Annotated in this window: 13 protein-coding genes and 2 tRNA genes; 1 reads left to right on the top strand and 14 read right to left on the bottom strand. The window is 71.5% G+C overall.

Annotated features, from left to right (window positions below; translation table 11 throughout):
- Positions 1 to 9: 9 nt before the first annotated feature.
- The 11 genes from ACFVDP_RS14930 to ACFVDP_RS14880 form a co-directional block, all read right to left on the bottom strand.
- Positions 10 to 1,914: a dipeptide ABC transporter ATP-binding protein gene (locus tag ACFVDP_RS14930; protein WP_383488852.1), complete on the bottom strand. Its 1,905-nt coding sequence runs from the start codon at positions 1,912 to 1,914 to the stop codon at positions 10 to 12.
- Positions 1,914 to 2,771, bottom strand: a complete 858-nt coding sequence (locus tag ACFVDP_RS14925; protein WP_383488849.1) for an ABC transporter permease — start codon at positions 2,769 to 2,771, stop codon at positions 1,914 to 1,916. The genes ACFVDP_RS14930 and ACFVDP_RS14925 overlap by 1 nt, the downstream gene beginning before the upstream one ends.
- Positions 2,768 to 3,832: an ABC transporter permease gene (locus ACFVDP_RS14920; RefSeq protein WP_383488846.1), complete on the bottom strand. Its 1,065-nt coding sequence runs from the start codon at positions 3,830 to 3,832 to the stop codon at positions 2,768 to 2,770. Before ACFVDP_RS14920 ends, ACFVDP_RS14925 begins: the two co-directional genes overlap by 4 nt.
- On the bottom strand, positions 3,829 to 5,895 hold the full coding sequence (locus ACFVDP_RS14915; RefSeq protein WP_383488843.1) for a prolyl oligopeptidase family serine peptidase: 2,067 nt from the start codon (positions 5,893 to 5,895) through the stop codon (positions 3,829 to 3,831). The genes ACFVDP_RS14920 and ACFVDP_RS14915 overlap by 4 nt, the downstream gene beginning before the upstream one ends.
- 117 nt (positions 5,896 to 6,012) lie before the next feature.
- The gene (locus tag ACFVDP_RS14910) at positions 6,013 to 7,644 is read right to left on the bottom strand and encodes an ABC transporter substrate-binding protein (protein ID WP_383488840.1); all 1,632 of its coding nucleotides are present in this window, start codon (positions 7,642 to 7,644) and stop codon (positions 6,013 to 6,015) included.
- 104 nt (positions 7,645 to 7,748) lie between these two features.
- Positions 7,749 to 9,461 carry a heparinase II/III family protein gene (locus ACFVDP_RS14905; protein ID WP_383488837.1) on the bottom strand — a complete coding sequence of 571 codons (1,713 nt, stop codon included), beginning with the start codon at positions 9,459 to 9,461 and terminating at the stop codon, positions 7,749 to 7,751.
- A complete protein-coding gene (locus tag ACFVDP_RS14900) occupies positions 9,458 to 10,204 on the bottom strand; it encodes a hypothetical protein (protein WP_383488834.1) in 747 nt (248 codons plus the stop codon). The genes ACFVDP_RS14905 and ACFVDP_RS14900 overlap by 4 nt, the downstream gene beginning before the upstream one ends.
- Before the next feature lie 4 nt (positions 10,205 to 10,208).
- Positions 10,209 to 11,114 (bottom strand): carbohydrate ABC transporter permease, encoded by a 906-nt coding sequence (locus tag ACFVDP_RS14895; RefSeq protein WP_383488831.1) that lies wholly within the window; start codon positions 11,112 to 11,114, stop codon positions 10,209 to 10,211.
- Entirely contained in the window at positions 11,111 to 12,046 is a 936-nt protein-coding gene (locus tag ACFVDP_RS14890; protein WP_383488828.1) for a carbohydrate ABC transporter permease, read from the bottom strand. Before ACFVDP_RS14890 ends, ACFVDP_RS14895 begins: the two co-directional genes overlap by 4 nt.
- Positions 12,043 to 13,311: an ABC transporter substrate-binding protein gene (locus tag ACFVDP_RS14885; protein WP_383488825.1), complete on the bottom strand. Its 1,269-nt coding sequence runs from the start codon at positions 13,309 to 13,311 to the stop codon at positions 12,043 to 12,045. The genes ACFVDP_RS14890 and ACFVDP_RS14885 overlap by 4 nt, the downstream gene beginning before the upstream one ends.
- Before the next feature lie 57 nt (positions 13,312 to 13,368).
- Positions 13,369 to 14,388 carry a hydroxyacid dehydrogenase gene (locus ACFVDP_RS14880; RefSeq protein ID WP_383488822.1) on the bottom strand — a complete coding sequence of 340 codons (1,020 nt, stop codon included), beginning with the start codon at positions 14,386 to 14,388 and terminating at the stop codon, positions 13,369 to 13,371.
- Positions 14,389 to 14,587: 199 nt separating this feature from the next.
- On the opposite strand from ACFVDP_RS14880, the gene ACFVDP_RS14875 reads away from it, so the two are divergent.
- Positions 14,588 to 15,745, top strand: a complete 1,158-nt coding sequence (locus ACFVDP_RS14875; RefSeq protein WP_383488819.1) for a substrate-binding domain-containing protein — start codon at positions 14,588 to 14,590, stop codon at positions 15,743 to 15,745.
- Between the two features lie 7 nt (positions 15,746 to 15,752).
- Here the strand turns inward: ACFVDP_RS14875 and ACFVDP_RS14870 are convergent, their stop codons facing one another.
- From ACFVDP_RS14870 to ACFVDP_RS14860, 3 genes are all read right to left on the bottom strand, one after another.
- Positions 15,753 to 18,713 (bottom strand): GH59 galactosidase, encoded by a 2,961-nt coding sequence (locus ACFVDP_RS14870; protein WP_383488816.1) that lies wholly within the window; start codon positions 18,711 to 18,713, stop codon positions 15,753 to 15,755.
- A gap of 193 nt (positions 18,714 to 18,906) precedes the next feature.
- A tRNA-Leu gene (locus ACFVDP_RS14865) sits at positions 18,907 to 18,994 on the bottom strand.
- A gap of 178 nt (positions 18,995 to 19,172) precedes the next feature.
- Positions 19,173 to 19,257: transfer RNA gene (locus tag ACFVDP_RS14860), tRNA-Leu, on the bottom strand.
- Positions 19,258 to 19,269 lie beyond the last annotated feature (12 nt).

The following is a 19,269-nucleotide window of genomic DNA, read 5'->3' as shown; positions in this document are numbered from 1 at the left end:
CTGCGGGCGTCAGCCGTCGGCGGCGGCGAGCATCCTCCGGGTCCAGTCGTGGCGGGGCCGGTCCAGGACCTCGGCGGCCGGTCCCTGCTCGACGAGTTCCCCGCGGTACATCACGGCGACCTCGTCGGCGATCTGCCGGACGACGCCGAGGTCGTGGGTGATGAACAGCACCGCGAACCCTTCCGCGCGGCGCAGATCGGCCAGCAGGTTGAGGAGTTGGGCCTGCACGGAGACGTCGAGCGCGGCGACCGCCTCGTCGCAGATCAGCAGTTCGGGCCGGACGGCCAACGCCCGTGCGACGGCGACGCGTTGGCGCTCTCCTCCGGAGAGGACGCCCGGTCTGCGGGTGGCGTAGTGGCCGGGCAGGCCGACCTGGTCGAGGAGTTCGGCGACCAGGCCGGCGGCCTGCTCGGCGCGGGCGCGGCGGCCGGTCGCGTCGAGCCGGCCGGCGGCGGCCAGCGCCTCGCGCAGGGTGGCGCCGACGGTGCGCAGCGGGTTGAGGGAGGAGTACGGGTCCTGGAAGACGATCTGCACCCGGGAGGCCAGTGCGGCCCGTTCGGCTCCGGCCGGGCGGCGGCCGGGGGTCAGTGGGACGCCGCCGGCCTCGACGTCGCCCGCGGAGAAGGTCTCCAGGCCGACGGCGATCCGGGCCAGGGTGGTCTTGCCCGAGCCGGACTCGCCGACCAGGGCGGTGACCCGGCCGCGCGGCACGCTCAGCGACACGTCGCGGACGGCGGTGTGCTGCTGCGCTCCGGAGCCGAAGACGCGGTGCACGCCCTGGAGTCTCAGGGCCGGGGCGGCGTCGGCGGGGGCCGGGGTGTGTTCCGGCCCGGCCGTGGTGTGCGGGCGGGGTGCGCCGAGCCGGTCGCCGAGTTCGGCGGCGCGGACACAGGCGCTCTGCCGCGCGTCGGGGTCCTCGGGCCACAGCCGCGCCGGGGTGGTGCGGCAGACGGGGGCGGCGTGGGCGCAGCGGTCGGCGAAGGGGCAGCCGGTGCCCCGGCCGTCGGGGGCGGGCACGGAGCCCGGGATGACCGGCAGTCTCTCGTAGCGCTCACGGACGGACGGCTCGGCCCACAACAGCCCTTGGGTGTAGGGATGTTGGGGGTGCGCCCCGAGTTCGGCGGAGCGGCCCTGTTCCAGGACGGAGCCCGCGTACAGGACGTAGACCCGGTCGCAGGAGGAGAAGGCGACCCGCAGGTCGTGGGTGATGAGGACCAGGCCCATGCCCCGGTCGCGCTGGAGGCCGCGCAGCAGGTCGAGGACGGCCTGCTGGTTGGCGGCGTCGAGGGCGGTGGTGGGCTCGTCGGCGATGAGCAGTTCGGGGTCGCCGGCCAGGGCGGCCGCGGCGGCGACGCGCTGGCGCATGCCGCCGGACAGTTCGTGCGGGTAGCGGTCGGCGGTCTCGGGGCCGAGGCCCACTTCGGCCAGTCGTGCGGCGACCTCGGCGCGCCGGGCGGCGCCGCGGGCCCGGCGGCCGGTGGCTCCGGCGAGGGCGGGCAGGTCGGGGCGGAGCCCGTCGGCGATCTGCCGGCCGCAGGTCACCTGGGGGTGCAGCATCGTGAACGGGTCCTGCATGAGCAGCGTGACGCGGCGGCCCCGCAGCGCGTGCCGGGCCCGCTCGGGCAGGTGCAGGACCTCCTCGCCGCTCAGCCGTACGCTGCCGCCCGCGACGGCGGTGCCCTCGGGGAGCAGGCCGACCACGGCGCGGGTGGTGAGGGACTTGCCGCTGCCGGACTCGCCGACGACGGCGACGCTCTCGCCGGGCCCGACGCGCAGGTCGATCCCGTCGAGGAGGGTGACGGGGTCGCCGGGTCCGGCGGTGGCGATCACGCGCAGGCCGGTGACGTCCAGCAGGGGGCCGCCTTCAATGGCGGTGGTCCGGCCGGGATCCGTCGCCTCGGACAGCTGAGACATCAGGACCTCCGGTCGGAGAAGATTTCGAAGAGCCGGTCGCCGAGCAGGTTGAGCACCACGGCGGAGACGACGATCGCGAGCGCGGGGGCGAGCGCGGCGGACGGGTTGTCGTAGAGCAGCGTGCGGTTCTCGGCGAGCATCCGGCCCCAGTCGGGCGCGCCGGGCGGCACGCCCAGGCCGAGGAAGGACAGGGACGACAGGGCGACGATGGCCCCGGCGAAGTTCAGCATGGTGTTCGCGACGACCACCGGCAGCACGTTGGGCCAGATGTGCCGGACCATCACGGTGGTGCGGGACAGGCCGAGGGTCTCGGCGGCCTCCACGTAGGCGCGGTGGCGCTGTTCCAGGACCGCGGACCGTACGAGACGGACGTCGCCCGGCGAGGTGAGCACCACCAGGACGGCGACGGCGAGCAGATACCCTCCGCCGCCGATGCCCGCCACGACGAGGGTGACGAGGAGGGCGGGCAGCGCGAGGAGCAGGTCGGCCCAGCGGCGTACGACGACGTCGGTGAGGCCGCCGAGATAGCCCGCGGTCAGGCCGAGGACATTGCCGATGACCATGGATCCGAGGGCGACGAGGGCGGCTCCGGCGAGCGTCGAGCGGGCGCCCGCGACGACCATCCGGGCGATGTCCCGGCCGAGTTCGTCGGTGCCCAGCAGGTGTCCCCCGCCCGGCATGACGGCGCCGGTCAGGAGGTCCTGCGCCGCGTAGTCGGGGAAGATCCACTGCCCGGCGATCGCGGCGACGGCGAGCAGCAGGGCGACGGCCGTGCACACGACGGTGAGCGGCGCGGGCCTGCGCCGCTTGCGGCGGGCGAGCGTGCGGGGCGCTTCGGTGAGCGTGTCGGTGGTCATGCCTGCCTCTTCGCGCGGCGGGGCGCCGTCGGTGCGGGGCGCAGCCTCGGGTCGGCCAACGGGTGGAGGAGATCGGTGGCGAGGTTGGCCAGACAGATCAGCGCGGCGATCAGCAGCGCCTCGGCCTGGACCACGGGCACGTCCCGGAACGTCACCGACGACACGAGCAGTTGTCCGAGCCCCGGCAGGGCGAAGACCTGCTCGACCATCACGGTGCCCGCCAGGAGATAGGCGAGGACCAGGCCGATGCCGGTGGTGACGGGCACGACGGTGCCGCGCAGGACGTAGCGGGTGAGCACGGTGCGGGTGGGAACGCCGCGGGCGCGCGCGAAAGTCACGTGCTCCCGGTCGAGTTCGCGGATCACCGCCGCCCGGGTCAGCTTGAGCAGCACGCCGGTGACGGCGAGGCCCAGGGTGACGGCGGGAAGGATCAGGTGGAGCAGGCGGTCGCCCGCGCCGCCGTCGCCGGTGCCGTAGGCGGGGAACCAGCCGAGCAGCAGCGAGAACACGTAGATGAGGACAAGGCCCCCGGCGAACGCGGGGGTGGACAGCGCGACCACACCGAGGCTCTGCGCCACCCGGTCGCTCGTGCGGCGGGCGCGCAGACCGGCGAGGACTCCGAGGGGCAGTCCCACCAGCATGGCCACGGCGAAGCCCAGCAGCACGAGTTCGACGGTGAGCGCGAACCGGTCGCCCAGCACGGCGGTGACGTCGGCGCCGGTGCGGATGGAGATCCCGAGGTCGCCGCGGACGGCGTCGAGCAGCCAGTGCCCGTACTGGGCGGCCAGCGGTTCGTCGAGCCGGTACCGGGCGCGTACGGCGGCCAGCGCGTCCGGGGTGGCGTTGCGGGCGCCGAGCAGGGTGCGGGCCGGGTCGCCGGGCGCGAGCCGCACCAGGGCGAACACGGCCACGGACAGCACGGCGAGCAGTGCCGCGGTCCCGGCGAACCGGCGTGCCACGTAGCGCCAGGGCAGCGCTGTGCCGAGCCGTTCGCGCAGCGGGGGCGCGGGCACGGGCCTGCCGTCGAACGGCGCGCCGGTGGCGGTGAGTTCTGCGGTCACGGGGTCTGGTCCTTCGCGGGGTGGGCGGCTCGCTCGCCGAGGACGTGGCGGGCCAGCCAGGCTTCGGCGCGGGCCGCCGCGTCGAGGAGGTGCGCGGGGTCGGTGAACTCGTGGCCCTCGCCGGGGTAGACGTGCAGCTCCACCGGGGCCGTGCCGCCCCGGCTCCAGGCCCGGTACAGCTCGTGGGCCTGGGAGACGGGGGTGACCCGGTCGCGTTCGCCGTGCAGCACCAGCACGGGGGTGCCGGGGGCCGGGCGGAAGACGGGTGAGCGGTCGACGAGCGCGGCGCGGCCCTCGGGGGTGCGGGCGTCGCCGATGCCGTAGGTGTGCTCGTAGCCGCCGCCGATGTTCGAGGTGTGGGCGAAGCTGAGCCAGTCGGTCGGCGCGGAGATCACGACGGCGGCGCGGAACGCGCCGGTGCGGGCTGCTTCGGCGGTGAGGTATCCGCCGTAGCTGTGGCCGAGCACGGCGGCCCGGCCGGGTGCGGCCTCGCCCCGCTCGACGGCGGCGGTGATGCCGGTGAGCAGGTCGTCGAGGTCGCCGTGGCCGAAGTCGCCGACAACCGCGCGGGCGTGATCGAGTCCGTAGCCGCTGCTGCCGCGCACGTTGGGCAGCAGCACCAGCCAGCCCGCCGCGGCGAGCGCGGGGGCGAGGCCGAGGACGTCGCCGGGCGCGTGTCCGGCGGACCACTGCCAGGATGGGCCGCCGTGCACCAGCACCGCGAGGGGGCGGGGGCCGGGCCGGTCGGTGCCGGGGGCCGGGGTGCCGGGCGCGTCGAGCAGCAGGCCGTGGACGGGGCGGCCGTCGGTCGAGGTCCAGGAGGTCTCGCGGGTGCGGACCGGGGCGAGGGCGGCGCGGGCGACGGTGTCGGGGTTGAGCGCGGTGACGGGGCGCCAGGCCCAGGCGTCGGGACCGGCGGTGGCCGCCACGACGGCCTGGGGCGGCCGGCCGGGGGCGTCGAGGACGGCGGCGGCGAGGGAGCCGTCGGCGCTGAGGGCGGGCGCGGGCTGGAACGACGGCCCGCCGAGCACCGCCTGGTCCTGCCACACGGTCGTGACCTCGGCGCCGCCGTCGGCCTCGCGGTCGAGGCGGACACGGGCGATCCGGCTGCCGGTCCCGGCCCAGCCCGCCAGCAGCAGCCGGCCCGGGTCGTGCGGGTCGGGCAGCAGCCAGGTGGCGTCCTCGGCGGCGGTGGGGCGGGTGACGGTGCCGTCGGCGAGATCGATGAGGACGGGGCGGCCGGCGACGATGGAGACGCCCTCGACGACGACGGCGCGCCGGCCATCCGGGGTCAGGGCGGGGGCGGCCAGCTGTCCTTGAGGCGTGTAGAGCGTGCGGGTGCGGCCGTCCGTGAGGTCGATGCGGACGAGGCGGCTCCGGTAGTAGCCGCTCGGCAGGTTCTCCGCCGACATAGTCGCGATCGCGTCGGCGCCGCCGCGCCAGGCGACGTTCCACACGGTGAGGCCGGGCGGGCCCGCCTCGCGCAGCACGACGGTCGCCGGGTGTTCGGGCAGCGTGCCGTGCAGCAGGCGGCGGCGTCCGGCGTCGGGCCGGAAGGACTCGGGGGCGGGGTCCTGGCCGAGGCGCACCGGAAGCCCGAGGTGCATGCCGTCGCGCTCGGCGCCGTCGTCGGCGACAAGCAGCAGTACCTCGGTCCCGTCGTCGGCGACGAGCAGGTCCTCGGTCTCCCCGGGTATCGAAGTGAGCCTCGTCGTACGGCCGTCGACGGTGTCCCAGAGGGTCAGCGCGGGCAGCGCGGCCGCGGTGCCGGGCCTTGCTCCGGGCTCCGGTTCGGGCTCCGTGACGAGCAGCAGGGTGCGGGAGTCGGGCAGCCAGCGCGGCAGGTGCCCGGCGAGGGTGCCACCCGCTTCTCGCCCGTCCGGGTCCACGAGCTGTACGTGGGTTCCCCCGGGCCCGCTCACGGTCACCGCCACCCGCCGCCCGTCGGGGCTCGGCCGCGCCTCCAGCGGATGGTCGAGGCCGAGCACCGCCTCCAGGACGCGCCGCACCGTGGCGGCCGCGGGCCGTTCGGGGGCGGGAGAGGGGGCGGCGGGGCGGTGCATGCTCGTTCCGTTCGTGGCGACGGGTGGGGCGCGTGTGCCGGGCGCCGGGGGGTGAGGGGTGGCACCCGGCACACGCAGACGAGGGGACGGCCCCGTCGGGCGGGGCGGTCCGGTCGGTCAGGCGGTGTTCTTGACGCGGGCCGCCCAGGGGCCGACGAGGGCGAACGCGCCGGGCTCCTCCAGGACGTACTCCTTCGCGAGGGCCGTGGCCGTCTGCGCCCACCACAGCGGCAAGTAGGGCAGTTCGGCGGCCGCGTCCTGGAGCGCGGTCAGCAGGAGCCGGCCGCGCTCGGCCTTGTCGGTCTCCGTCTTGGCGTCGGCCAGCGCGTCGTCGACGTCGGCGTTCTTGTAGTGCGGCAGGTTCGTCGCCGAGGCGGCGCTCGCCAGGTAGGAGTCGGTCAGCTCGGCCGGGTCGCCGGTGACGGGGAAGTACCAGAGGAACTGCAACGGCTTCTTGCCCGGCACCAGGTCGGCGATCCACTGCTCCAGCGTGACCTCCTTGACCTTGAGCGTGATGCCCAGCTCCTTGAGAGCGTCGGCGAGCGCGAGGGCCGCCTTGCCGAGCTGCGGGCCGCTGTTGGGGTACGAGAGGTCGAGGCTGAAGCCGTCCTTGTGCCGCGACTTGGCCAGCTCCGCCTTGGCGGCCTTGATGCTGTGGTCGAAGGCGGGCAGCGCCGCGTAACCGCTCTTGACCTTGCTCTCGGAGAGCAGGTCGCCCCACATCTGCGGGGACACGAGCGTCGAGGCGACCTCGGCCTTGCCGTGCAGGATGCCGCGGACCATGCCGGAGCGGTCGGCGGCGTACGCGAACGCGCGGCGCACGTGGATGTCGTCGAAGGGCGCCTTGGCCGTGTCGAAGGCCAGCGCGACGACGGAGCGGTCGCCGGTGTAGGTGACCTCGGCGGTCGACTCCCAGCTGCGGGCCTCGTCGGAGGGCAGGTTCAGCGCTCCGTCGACGGAGCCGGACTTCATGGCCACGAGGCGGGTGCCCGCGTCGGGGATGAACGACAGCTTCAGCGACCGCACCGAGGGGGCGTCGCCCCACCAGGCGCCGTTGCGTTCCAGCTGTACGTGGTCGTCGGGCACGAACGACGTCACCTTGAACGCGCCGGTGCCCAGGAGCAGGGTCTTGGCGGTGCCGACCTTGCCCTTGTTCTTCGCCAGGAACGCCTTGCTGCTGATGAGCAGGGTGCCGGGCGTCGGGGTCCAGGCGAACGCGGCGTCCGGGGACTTGAGCCCGATCGTGATCTCGCGGTCGCCGGTGGCCTTCACCGATGCCACGTTCGCCCAGGCGTAGGCGAGGGCGCTGCCCTCGGCGCGGGCGGCCTCGATGGAGGCGATGACGTCGTCGGTGGTGACCTTCGCGCCGTCGGAGAACGTGGCGTCGGCCCGCAGCGTGTACACGTACGTCTTGGCGTCGGGCTGCTTCCAGGACGCGGCGAGCCCGGGCTCCAGCTCACCAGCGGGGCTCACCGAGAGCAGCGACTCCTGGACGAGCGCGGCCACCAGGTAGTTCAGGATGCCGGCCTCGCGGCTGATGTCGAGGCTGGACAGCGACGAGGGCAGCGCCAGGGTGAGCTTCTCGACCGGCGTGTCCGTACCCCGGGCGGCCGTCCCCTTCGCGCCGTCGTCCTTGCGCTGCGGCGAACACGCGGAGATGACCATGGACGCGGCGAGCACACCGGCGCCCGCTCCCGTCATCCGCAGCACACCGCGCCTGCTGAAGCGTTCGCCAGCCTCGGAGTTCACCGTATCCACCTATCGCCACTGACCCGAGCGTCCACTGTTCGAGCCCATCTGGGCGTGGACGGTATACGGGAGGCTTGGGGGATGTCAAAGGTCGGCTTATCGACCTACTGCGCTCCGGCGATCACCCCGCTCACTCCGCCCACCGTGAACCGGAACGACAGCCCGCTCCGCCCCGCGGGAAGGTCGAAGCCGACGCGGAGGAGGAACACCGTGTCGGGGGCGCCCTCGTGATCGGTGGTCTCCACCTCCTCCACGTGCGCCGTACCGCCGTCGGGCAGGGCCAGTCGGGCCTGCGCCACGACGCCCCGCCAGGTCACGTGGCCCGCGCGCGCCTCGGGACGCAGCCGGCTGACGAAGACCTCCTCCACCCGCATCGGCCGCCCGGTCTCCACCTCGTCGACGAGGAGCAGCTCCCCGCTCTCGCCGTCGCCGTCACTGTCGCCGTCGCGGCGCCAGGCGAAGCCGCGCCGCAGGGCCGTCAGGCCGGGCACCTCGTAGGCACCGGCGATGTCGAGCGTCAAGTCGACGCCGTCGTCGCACAGTTGATGGTGCATCAGACGCGCGCCGCGTTCGCCGCCCGCGGACTGTTCACGGGAGTCGACGCGCGGGACGGAGTGCCCCCGGGAGGAGGTGTGCAGGTAGGTGTACCGGGTGGCGTCGTCGAAATACCCGTTGCGGTACTCGCCGCCGCCCAGGTCGGCGAGCAGGACCTCGCCGTGGGCGGCCAGGACGAACTGGCCGAGGTCGTTGTGGTTGTGCGGTTCGCCGTTGTGACCGCCCTTGGCCGCGAACGCTACGTCCGCACCCCGGTCGACCGTCCAGGCCAGGTCGGGAAGATGGGTGGTGGTCGGCGCGGGGCGGAGGCCGGAGTCGAGTCGGGGCGCGCCCCACCGCAGGGTCCTGGAGACGTCGCCCCAGTCCCGCGCCACCGCGGCGCCGGTCTCGACGGCCTCCGCCGGAACGCGTACACCGAGTCTGCGTTCCAGCAGGGCCGCGAGACCGGCGGGCACGCGGGGCCGTTCGGCCGCGTCCGAGAAGGCGGGGAAGAGTCCGCCGCCCAGGTGCACCGCCGAGGGGAACCGGGCGACGGCCGCCACCTTGGGATGCGCCAGCAGGTCCTCACCGGTCGCGGCCCTCAACTCCTCGGCGAAATACACGAAGTGCGCGAATCCGAACACCCAGTAGTCCACGCCCTCCGCGCAGCCGCCGTCGTCGCCGAAGCCGCTGAGGTAGGTGAGTTGGGCGGCGCGGCAGCGGTCGACGACACGGGTCAGTCGCGGTCCCTGCGGCCACAGGGCCAGGGCCGCGAGCCCGGCGGCGCCGCCGCACACGGCGGCCCAGTTGTGCGCCCAGTCCTCCCACAGGAGCGGGCGTTCGTCGTCCGCGAGGAGGGAGAGCACCCGGTGGTCCACCTGATCGCGGACACGGCGGGCGACCCGCGGATCGAGCCGCTCGCCGCAGAGTTGGACGGTCTCGGCGAGCAGATGCGCGGTGAGCGCGGCGAACAGGTCGAGGCACCGGTCCATGCCGCGGTCCAGGCGCGTCGCGTGCATCTCGTGGGCGGGCAGGGCCCAGGTGTACTCGTCGCAGACGGCCCACAGCGCGTCGGCGAGGGCGTCGAGCGGCGCCGCCTCGTCGATCAGGGCCTCGGCGGCCAGCGCGGTCACGTGCGCGCGGCGCCGGAAGTACAACTCCTCGTACGCGAGGCGGTCGCCGTCGTCGTCGAAGCGGCGGTACGCGGAGAACGGCAGCGGCGGCAGGGGCGTGCTCCGAGCCGCGTCGGCCGCCGCGCGGATCCCTTCACTCAGATCTCTCAACTTTCTCCCCGCATTCCTTCTCGTACGGCGGGACCGGCCGGCCGTGGCCGGTCCGCGAGCGACAGCATGACGCGGCAGTTGCGCCACACGACGAACAGCGCGCATCCCGGCAGGACCGCGAGGCCCATCAGCGGAGCCTGATTGACGAGCAGCAGGGACACCACCGCCAGGACCAGGTTCATCAGGGTGAGCAGCGCGTGCCGGACCGCCGCGTACGGCGCCAGCAGGAAGAGCCGCCGCTCCACCGCCCCTCCCCCGGCCACGTGCGCGAGCGCGACCGGCCAGGCGGCGGCCGCCACCACCGCGACCACGACGGCCGTCGGCACAACGGCCGCGCCCAGAGCGGAGGTTCGCAGGGTCACGACGTCCGCCACGGCCGCGATCACGAGCAGCACGAAGGGCGCCGAGACGGCCACCGCCCGCCGGTAGAGCCGCCGATAGGCCTGCGCGAACAGTCGGACCGGCGCCGGTGTGTCCGCGTCCGCCGACGACGCGTCGAGATACGCGTATGCGGCGGCGACCGACGGCCCCGGCAGCACCAGCAGGAGCACCCCGAAGACGAGCGGATGACGCCAGGGCTGATGGGTCAGCTGGAGGGCCGCCAGCAGGGGAAGGTTGGTCACTGCCATCCCGAGATTGACGACCAGGACGCGGTGGACGTGCGACCAGATCAAGTCCCATGATCCGTATGCCACGTTGAGCCGCTGCCTGCGGGGCGCGCGGCCCATCTGCGTCGACGCCATGCCCTCAGCCCTTCACACCCGTGGTGGCGATACCCCGGACGAAGTAACGCTGTCCGAGCAGGAACACCGCGAGGACCGGTATCACGGAGAGCACCGAGCCCGTCATGATCATCGCGGACTCGGCGTCGTACTGGCCGATGAAGGCGCGCAGCCCCAACTGCACGGTCCACAGGCGGTTGTCCGTGAGGTAGATGAACGGGCCCATGTAGTCGTTCCAGGTGTTCACGAACGTCAGCAGCGCGAGGCTGGCGAGGGCCGGCTTGGACAGCGGCAGCACGATCCGCGCCCAGATGCCGTACTCCGACAGGCCGTCGAGACGGGCCGCCTCGCTGATCTCGTCCGGGATCGTCAGATAGAACTGCCGCATCAGGAAGACACCGAACGCGCCGAAGGCCTGCAACAGGATCAGCGACGTGTACGAGTTCACCAGACCGAGCTTCTGCATGATCACGTACTGCGGCACCATGTACGCCTGCCACGGCACCGCGATCGTCGCGATGTAGCCGGTGAACAGCAGATCCCGGCCCGGGAAGCGCATCTTGGCGAAGCCGTACGCCGCGAAGCTGCCGGTGAGCACCTGGAGGAACGTGATCACGACGCTGAGGAAGAACGAGTTGCCGAGGTAGGCGGCGAACGGCACCCGGGTCCAGATGCTGGAGAAGTTGCTCCACCGGAACGTCTCAGGGATCCACTGGATCGGCACCGTGAACACGTCACGGTCGTCCTTGACCGACGAGATCAGCATCCAGATGAAGGGCAGCAGGACGGCCAGCGCCACCACGGCGAGCAGCACGTACAGGGCGATCCGCCCGGCGACCGCCGTCGCGCCACGGCGGTTCGGGAGCGCAGGGGCGGCGGGGGCCGGGCCGGTGGGCGCGGCGACGTCCTTGTCAAGGACGGTGGTGTTCATCGCTCGCTCCTTCGCTGCATCTGGAACTGGACCGCCGTGATCACCAGGCAGATCAGGAACAGCGCGAGGGAGACCGCGGAGGCGTAGCCGAAGCGGCCCTGCGTGATGCCCTCGCGGAAGATCAGCTGGGACAGGACGAGGGTGGAACGGCCGGGACCGCCCTCGGTCATGACCTGCACCAGGTCGAAGACCTTGAAGCTGGAGACCGTGATCATGACGGTGACGAAGAAGGTGGTGGGCCGAAGCCCCGGCAGGGTGACGTGCCAGAACCGCTGCCACGGACCCGCGCCGTCCATCCGCGCCGCCTCGTACAGCTCGGCCGGCACGGTCTGCAGCCCGGCCAGGAACAGCACCATGTAGTAGCCCATGTCCCGCCACACACTCGCGAGGATCAGCGCGGGCATCGCCCAGTCCGGGTCGCTGGTCCAGCCCGGCGGATCGTCGATGCCGAGGAAGTTCAGGAACTGGTTGACCGGCCCGGCCTCCGGGCTCAGCAGCATGTTCCAGACCACGGCGACGGCGACGAGCGAGGTGATGTACGGGAAGAAGAAGGCGGTCCGCAGGACGCGCACGCCGCGCAGTTTCTGGTTGAGCAGCACGGCGAGGCCGAGCGAGACCACGAGGGTGAGGGGGATGTGACCGGCCGCGTAGTAGAAGGTGTTCTGCAGCGCGGCCCAGAAGTTGGAGTCGTTCCACAGCCGCTGGAAGTTGTCCAGGCCCACCCACTTCGGGGTGGCGTAGGAGTCCCAGTCGGTGAAGGAGATCGCGAGCGCGCCGAGCACCGGTACGAGGGTGAGGGCGGCGAACCCCAGGAAGTTGGGGAGGATGAACGACCAGCCGATGAGGGTGGTGCGGCGCCGCCGGCGCTTCGCGGCGGCCAGGTGGGCCGCGGAAGCGCCGGGGGTCGCGTGCTCGGTGGTGGGGGCACTCACTGGACTTCGTCCTTCACGCGGCTGTCCATCTCCTTGATGCCCGCGTCGACCGACTTCTCGCCGCTCATGATCATCTCGTGCTCCTCCTTGAGGATCTGGTCGACGTCGGAGGACTTGTCGCTGACCGGCATCTCCAGCTGCACCGTGGCCGGCTGCATCGCCGTGCGGGACACGTCGTCGGTCGGCATGCCGTCGACGGAGAAGAAGGTGTCGAGGACCTTGTCGCTGCTGTAGGCGGGCGTGACCCCGATCTTCGCGACGGCGGCGGCGCCCTCGGGGCCCGACGCCCAGGCGACGAACTTCTTGGCGGCGTCGGCGTTGCGGGCCTTCTTGTTGACGGCGAACGCGGTCGGCGAACCGAAGGTGACGGTCTTCTCGCCGCTCTTGATCTGCGGCATCGGCGCCATGCCCCAGTCGATGTCGTTCTTGCCCTGCTTCGCCTCGGCGAGCAGCGCCGCCGCCCACCAGGAACCCATCGGGACCATCGCGGCCTTGCCGGTGGTCAGCTGCGAGTCGTAGGTGATCTGGTTGCTGGAGGCCGTGGAGAACGACAGCGTCGCCTTCGACTTCTGCAGGCCGAGGGCCATGTCGTACTGGTCCTTGAAGTACGCGTAGTCACCGCCGAGCTGGTCCCCGCCGGTCTGCGCGGAGGAGATCGCCTGGACGACGGAGCGCCAGGTGTGCAGGTAGGTGCCGTAGACCTTGTCGGACCCCGAGCCCTTGGTGAGTCTCTTGGCGAGCTTCGCGTAGTCGTCCCAGGTCAGCTTGGACATGTCGGTGTCGCCGACCATCTTCTTGTTGTAGAAGAGGACCCAGAAGTCGGAGCGGTACGGCAGCGCGTAGTACTTGCCCTTGAGGTCGTACTCGTCGAGACCCGAGTACGACGCCTTGTCGAGCTTGGCCGCCTCGTCGGTCAGCGGCAGGAGCTGGCCGCGGGTGGCGTAGCGGGCGTAGTCGGTGACGTTCTTCATCGTCAGGATGTCGGTGGTGTCACCGCCCGCCAGCATCGTGGTGATCTTGTCCGGGTAGTTGTCGGCGAGGATGTCGACGGGCTGTACGTCGATGGTCGGGTTCTCCGCCTCGAAGCCGTCGATCAGGGCCTTGAACTCGGGCGTGGTCTTGTAGTTCCACAGCGCGATCTTCACGACGGTCTTGCCGCCGGACGACGAGGTGCTGTCCGTACCGCTGGCGTCGCAGGCGGTCGCGGTGAGCGCCGCGGCGACGACCAGCGGCGCGATGCGGGCGAGGTTCTTGTTCAACTTCATGGCGGCGGCTCTCCTTTGAGCTCGGGGTGAAGCGGTCGGAAACGGGGGGCGGCAGGTTCAGGCGCTCAGGCCCAGGGCCCAGCTCTCCGCGGTGATCTCGGCCCGCAGCGGCTTGCGGGCGACCCAGCGGGCAAGTTCGTCGAGGACGTGATCGGTCAGCCGGCCGATCTCGGTGCCCAGGGATCCGGCGATGTGCGGCGTGATCATCACGCGGGCGACGCTGCGCAACGGCGAGTCGGCGGGCAGCGGTTCGGGGTCGGTGACGTCGAGGATCGCGAAGAGCCTGCGGTCTGCGCACTCCGCGGCCAGCGCCGCGGAGTCGACGAGCGAGCCGCGCGCGGTGTTGATGACAGTGGCGAAGTCGGGCAGCAGGCGCAGCTGTTGGGCGCCGATGAGGTGATGCGTCTCGGCGGTCTCGGGGGCGTGCACGGACAGCACGTGGACACGTGGCAGCAGCTCGTCGAGCGGCACGAGGGTCGCCCCGGCCCTGGCCACCTCGTCCGGGTCCGCGTACGGGTCGGCGACCAGGCAGGTGGTGCCGCGCAGCACTTGCAGCAGCTCGACGACCTGCCGGCCGATCCGTGAGAAGCCGACGATGCCGACGGTCCGCCGGAAGTTGGACAGGTCGCCGTAGCCGCTGACCGAGCCCCAACCTCCGTACGCGCGCTGCTCGTCGGCGGCGAGGAACGGGGCCTTCTTCCCGGCGAAGATGATCGCGGCAAGGGTGTATTCGGCCACCGGTACGGCGTTGGCGTCGGCGGCGCTGGTCACCCGGATCCCGCGCCGCCACACCTCCTGGCCGACCAGGTCGCGCACACTGCCCGCGCCGTGCAGCACGGCCCGCAGCCGGGGCGCCGCCGCGAGCCGCTGCGGGGTGAGGGCGGGGGCGCCCCAGGACGTGAGCAGCACCTCGGCGCGGGCCAGGCGTTCGCGTGACCGGGCGCTGTCGAGGTCGTCGGTCCAACAGGGCTCGTCGAGGGTTACCAGGTCGGCGAGGCGGCGCAGCCGGTCCCGGTCGAAGTGGGCCTCGAAGCTGGACCTGCTCATCACGACCAGAGCGCGGGCCTTGGTCTGCATGCGGTGCGGGCTCCTCTGCCTCCGGGCATCCGCTCACACAGCGGGTGCCATCCGTGTTTCCGGCGAGTTCCAGCCAGAAGACGCTGAGTCAGAGATAGTGGTCGCCCACACAGACCCACCAGAGCTCGACCACGTACGTAACAACCTGAACAGATTCGAACATCGCGCCGGGACCGGTGCCGGACGGGAGGGATGCGTCATGACACCGAAGAACCACGGGCAGGACGACAGAGCGGCGGGCGGCGACCAGTTGTTCGCGCTGCAACGCCGCGAACGCCTGATGGATCAACTCCGGCTGCACGGCGCCGTTCGCGTTCGCGACCTCGCACGGGACCTGTCGGTCAGCGAGCTGACGATCCGCCGCGACATCGCGGCGCTGGCCGATCGCGGCCTGCTGACCAGGGTGCACGGCGGCGCGACGCTGCCGTCCGCGCTGGAGCAGGAGCCGGTGCGCCGGCGGCGCCTGGCGACGCCTGCCTTCACGATCGGGATGGTCGTGCCGTCGCTCGATTTCTACTGGCCGCACATCGTCAGTGGCGTCCGCAACGCCGCTGCCGCGCACGGGGTCAACGTGCAACTGCGGGGCTCCAGTTACGACCAGGCGGAGGACCGCCGGCAGATCGTCCGGCTGGTCGAGTCGGGGCGGGTGCAGGGGCTGCTGCTCGCCCCGAACCTGGAGGGCCCCGGCAGGCACGAGATGATCGACTGGATCGGCAAACTGCCCGTCCCCGTCGTCTTCGTGGAGCGCAAGACCCCGGAGTGGACGCCGACGCCGCACCAGCTCGAATGGGTGCGCAGCGACCACGCGACCGGCCTGGAGATGGCGGTCCGGCATCTGCACTCGCTCGGCCATCGCAGCATCGGGCTCGTCCTGTCCAAGGGCAGCCCGACCTCGGCCCATCTCGCCGTCGGCTGGCATCGCGCCTGCGCCGAACTCGGCCTGTCCGCCGACTTCCTGATACGCGAGAGCGTGGCCCTCGACGTCCCCGGGCACCGCCGGATCATCGGCGACATCCTGGAAGGCTGCCGTCGCTCCCGCATCACCGCGCTCATCGTGCACAGCGACCCCGACGCCCTCTCGGTGGTCCAGTACCTGACCGAGCAGGGCATCAGGGTCCCCGACGACATGGCGCTCGTCAGTTACGACGACGAGGTCGCCCATCTCGCCGATCCGGCGATCACGGCGGTCCGCCCGCCCAAGGCACTGGTGGGCCGCACGGCTGTCGAGATGATGGTGGCGCGGCTCCTGGAAGGCAGCCGCCGCCCCGCGCAACGGGCGCTGATCCTCCCGGAGTTGATGATCCGCTCGTCGTCGCTCCCGGCGGCGTTCCCACCGGGAGCGTCCCTCGTACGGTGACGGTCGGCTACCGCGCGACCAATTGGCCATGGGCGGCCCGCAGCCGGTCCGCGAGCTGTCCGACGCCGACGGTGTCGAGGCCCTTCTGCCCGTGCGCCGCGGCTCGCGCAGCCGCCCGCGCATGCGCGAACACCGGCCACGACCCGGCTGTGTAGTCGCCCTGCTCCGCCTCCGCGACCTCGGCCAGGGCGTCACGGACGGGCGCCGTGTCGACCACACCGGAGACCCGGCCTCCGGACGCGGTGTCGAAAGCGTCGAGGACGAGCTTCCCGGACTTCAGGACGAATGTGACCTCGTGCCTGCCGTCCGGCAGACCGCGCAGCGAGTACGTCGCCAGACGCTTGTCGGTGACCGTGGTCCTCACATCCTTGGCGACGAGCCGGCCGTCCACGAGGACATCGAGCACGGCGCTGCCGTCGTTCCCACCGATGACGTCGACGCCCGTACCGCGCACCGGGACGGTGACGGACGCGCCGGCCGTCGTACTCGTCGACGTCGTCCGGTACCAGTCCATGGCATCGCCGCCCGACGCCTTCCTGCTCCAGTCGCCCTCGTACGTCACCGCGCTGTCCATGTTGTCCGTCTGCGCGGCGGCATAGGGCGCGTACCCGGCGACCTTCTCGACCTTCAGATTGTCGAAGCCCGTCTCGTGGAAGTCGCTGCCGAGCTTGACGCGACCGGCGGTCTCCGGTGTCGGATCCCGGTACGAGGCCACCTCCGCACCGTCGACGAAGGCGGTGACCTTCGCGCCCTTCGCCTCGACGGCGAGCCGGTATCCGTCGGCCGCCGCGACCGTGCCGCGCGCGAGGACCGTGCCGTACTCGTAGAACGTCCAGGCGCCGTCCGCCCCGATGCGCAGGTTGTACGCGGCGTCGCTGATCGCCATGCCCTTCTGCTGGCGCACGCCGAGTGCGGCGAGCCCGCCGTCCGGGTCGGGGAACGACACGTCGACGGACGCCTTGTAGTTCTCCCAGCGGAAGTCGCCGACCGTGGTGTTGGGCGTGTTCTTGTTCCAGGCGGCGGTGTCCTTCATGGACTGGTCCATGTACTGGTACAGCACACCGTCGCCGACCTCCCACGCGCCGGTCTGGTCGACCATGTAGCGGGGCTGGTTGCCGCGCGAGGTGAGATAGGACTGGACCGACGCACCGACGCGGACCTTGCCCTCCTCCCTGTACGCGAAGTCGTCCGCGTACAGGTACGTGTCCCGGGTGTCGCCGCGCTTGCCGCTCGCGTCGGTGTCGAGGACGGCACGGTCGCCGGACTCGGGCAGCCGCTGCTTCGTGGCCGGGTCGCCGCTCCTGTCGAGCGTCGTCAGGGTCGTGACGGACCGCGGCTTCACCGTGTACGTGTAGGTGTACGTGCCGTCGCCGGCGTCGTCCGGCCGGATCTCGGCGGCGAGGTGCTTGAAGTCGGCGTCGTAGCGCTGCCCGGCGTCGGCGGCCCGGGTCTCCCACGCCTCCATCGTCGTGTCGCGGCCGAGCCGCAGTCCCTGCGCCTTGATGCGGTACGTCTTCGGCTGGTCGCTGTCGTTGACGACCACCGTCGAGAAGTCCCGCTTCTTCGGGTCGGCCAGTGTCATGTAGCTGGGGGCGCCGTTGGAACCGTCGAGGTTCTCGGTGCCGCTCACTCCGCTGTAACTGGCCTCGGGAACCGTGCGCCAAATGCCCTCGGTATTCGTGTCGTTCTCCCAGCCGGTCTTCGCGAACTGGGTGAAGTGCTGCATGACATAGATCGCCGCGTCGTAGTGGAGGTACCCCGACCACGGATCGCGCGCGCTCACGAGTTCCTTGTGGCTGTACTGGGCTCCCTCGTAGAAGGACCCGATCGCCGGCTGGAAGATGTAGTGGGTGCGCTTCGAATTCGCGTAACTCTTGACGACCCGGTTGGCGATGTCGAGGGCACTCTGCACACCACCGATTCCGGTGCTCGCGCCGCCCGGCCCCTCGGTGTTGTTCACGCGATAGTCGGTGTACCCGAACGAACCGGTCCCCTCGCTGTACCAGACCTCTTTGTCCTGCCCATACGTGTTCTCACCGGTCGCGAGCCTGGTGTAGGGCAGGTATGTGTCGCTGCCGACGGCGCCCTCGCGCCGGTCGTCCGTCGTGTAGTGGTAGCCGGTCGCGTCGACGATCCCGAAGAGATCGGCGTCGCTGAGCATCGCAGGCCCCATGTTGAGGGTGTTGTTCTCGTCGGAGGCCACGATCTTGATGCGGTGATATGCCTGCGCGACGGCTTCCCGCTTCTTCTCCGGAACCCCGTAGCGCGCGTCGGCGAAATTCGTGTCGCTCACGATCGCGTTCTTGTACCACTTGATGAAGGCGACGTCCGGCGACCGCGTCTCATTCTTGTCCGGATTCACATAGTCGACCATGTACCCGTATTTCTGGTACACGTCGAGAATGGTCTCCTTGTACCACCGGTACATGTCGTCGGTGCCGGTGCCCTTGTCCCATTCCTGCTGGACCCATTGCGGCATCTCCCAGCGGAGAACGGAGACCTTGAGCCTCGGATTGACCGTCTTGGCGTCGGCGGCGAGCTGGAACCCCGGCGACCGGGACGCGTCGGCGAGCTCGTCCGGAGTCCGCATGGTGGCCGGGTCGGCCCCGGTGGAGGTGTTGGTGTCCGCCCCCATCTCGACCTTGACGTGATTGATGAGCGGATTCGCACCGCCGAACAGCACCCGGATGAGCTGCCAGTACCGCTCGGGCTGCTCGGCCTTGTAGTCCATGAGCAGATTGCTCGTACTGTTGCAGCTGAGAACGCCCAGGCCTTTGTACGTCAGCCCGTTGACGTTGTCGGCCCGTACGTCATCGCCGTCGACCACCACGTCCACCGGGTCGTCGCCGGCCGCGGCCTGGGAGGGCGGCACGGCGAACAGCCCCGTCCCCACCATCACGGCGGCCACCGCGGCGAGCGCCGCCCATCCGGGTCTCACCTGTGCACGCGTCTTCTTCGGGGTACGCATCAGCATCGATTCCTCTGCCTCGTCCTGGCTCGGGGGCAGGAACATGACACATCGGCGAGGTTCAGGGTCTCTACGGATCACTCGCACACGACCAGACTCGTTCGCGTCCGAACATCGGGACTGCCCCGGCGCGCGCAGCACAAAGCCCCGGCCGGGATGACGCCCGGCCGGGGCTTTGACGAGAAACGCGTATTGGTGTCCGAGGGGGGACTTGAACCCCCACGCCCGATAAAGGGCACTAGCACCTCAAGCTAGCGCGTCTGCCATTCCGCCACCCGGACAAGGTGTCTGCGCTCACGGGGTCTCCCCCGCGGCGACATGGACAACAATACCAAGCTTTGAGAGCGCCTCCCACCTGCATAAACGCTCTCCTGCGGCCGTCACCGGCAGGCAACGCGGCAGATACGACGAAGTGCCGACCGGGATCGCTCCCGACCGGCACTCCATAGTCACTCTGAGTGTCCGAGGGGGGACTTGAACCCCCACGCCCGATAAAGGGCACTAGCACCTCAAGCTAGCGCGTCTGCCATTCCGCCACCCGGACAAGGTGTCTGCG

It is taken from the genome of Streptomyces sp. NPDC057694, assembly GCF_042799415.1.
Taxonomy (GTDB): Bacteria; Actinomycetota; Actinomycetes; order Streptomycetales; family Streptomycetaceae; genus Streptomyces.
Note: the sequence above shows the minus strand (reverse complement) of the source record. Positions and strands in the feature narration are given on the sequence as shown.

Coding starts and splice junctions, on each gene's coding strand:
- ACFVDP_RS14930 (WP_383488852.1), bottom strand. CDS start 1,914: ATGTCTCAGCTGTCCGAGGCGACGGATCCCGGCCGGACCACCGCCATT.
- ACFVDP_RS14925 (WP_383488849.1), bottom strand. CDS start 2,771: ATGACCACCGACACGCTCACCGAAGCGCCCCGCACGCTCGCCCGCCGC.
- ACFVDP_RS14915 (WP_383488843.1), bottom strand. CDS start 5,895: ATGCACCGCCCCGCCGCCCCCTCTCCCGCCCCCGAACGGCCCGCGGCC.
- ACFVDP_RS14900 (WP_383488834.1), bottom strand. CDS start 10,204: ATGGCGTCGACGCAGATGGGCCGCGCGCCCCGCAGGCAGCGGCTCAAC.
- ACFVDP_RS14895 (WP_383488831.1), bottom strand. CDS start 11,114: ATGAACACCACCGTCCTTGACAAGGACGTCGCCGCGCCCACCGGCCCG.
- ACFVDP_RS14885 (WP_383488825.1), bottom strand. CDS start 13,311: ATGAAGTTGAACAAGAACCTCGCCCGCATCGCGCCGCTGGTCGTCGCC.
- ACFVDP_RS14880 (WP_383488822.1), bottom strand. CDS start 14,388: ATGCAGACCAAGGCCCGCGCTCTGGTCGTGATGAGCAGGTCCAGCTTC.
- ACFVDP_RS14875 (WP_383488819.1), top strand. CDS start 14,588: ATGACACCGAAGAACCACGGGCAGGACGACAGAGCGGCGGGCGGCGAC.
- ACFVDP_RS14870 (WP_383488816.1), bottom strand. CDS start 18,713: ATGCGTACCCCGAAGAAGACGCGTGCACAGGTGAGACCCGGATGGGCG.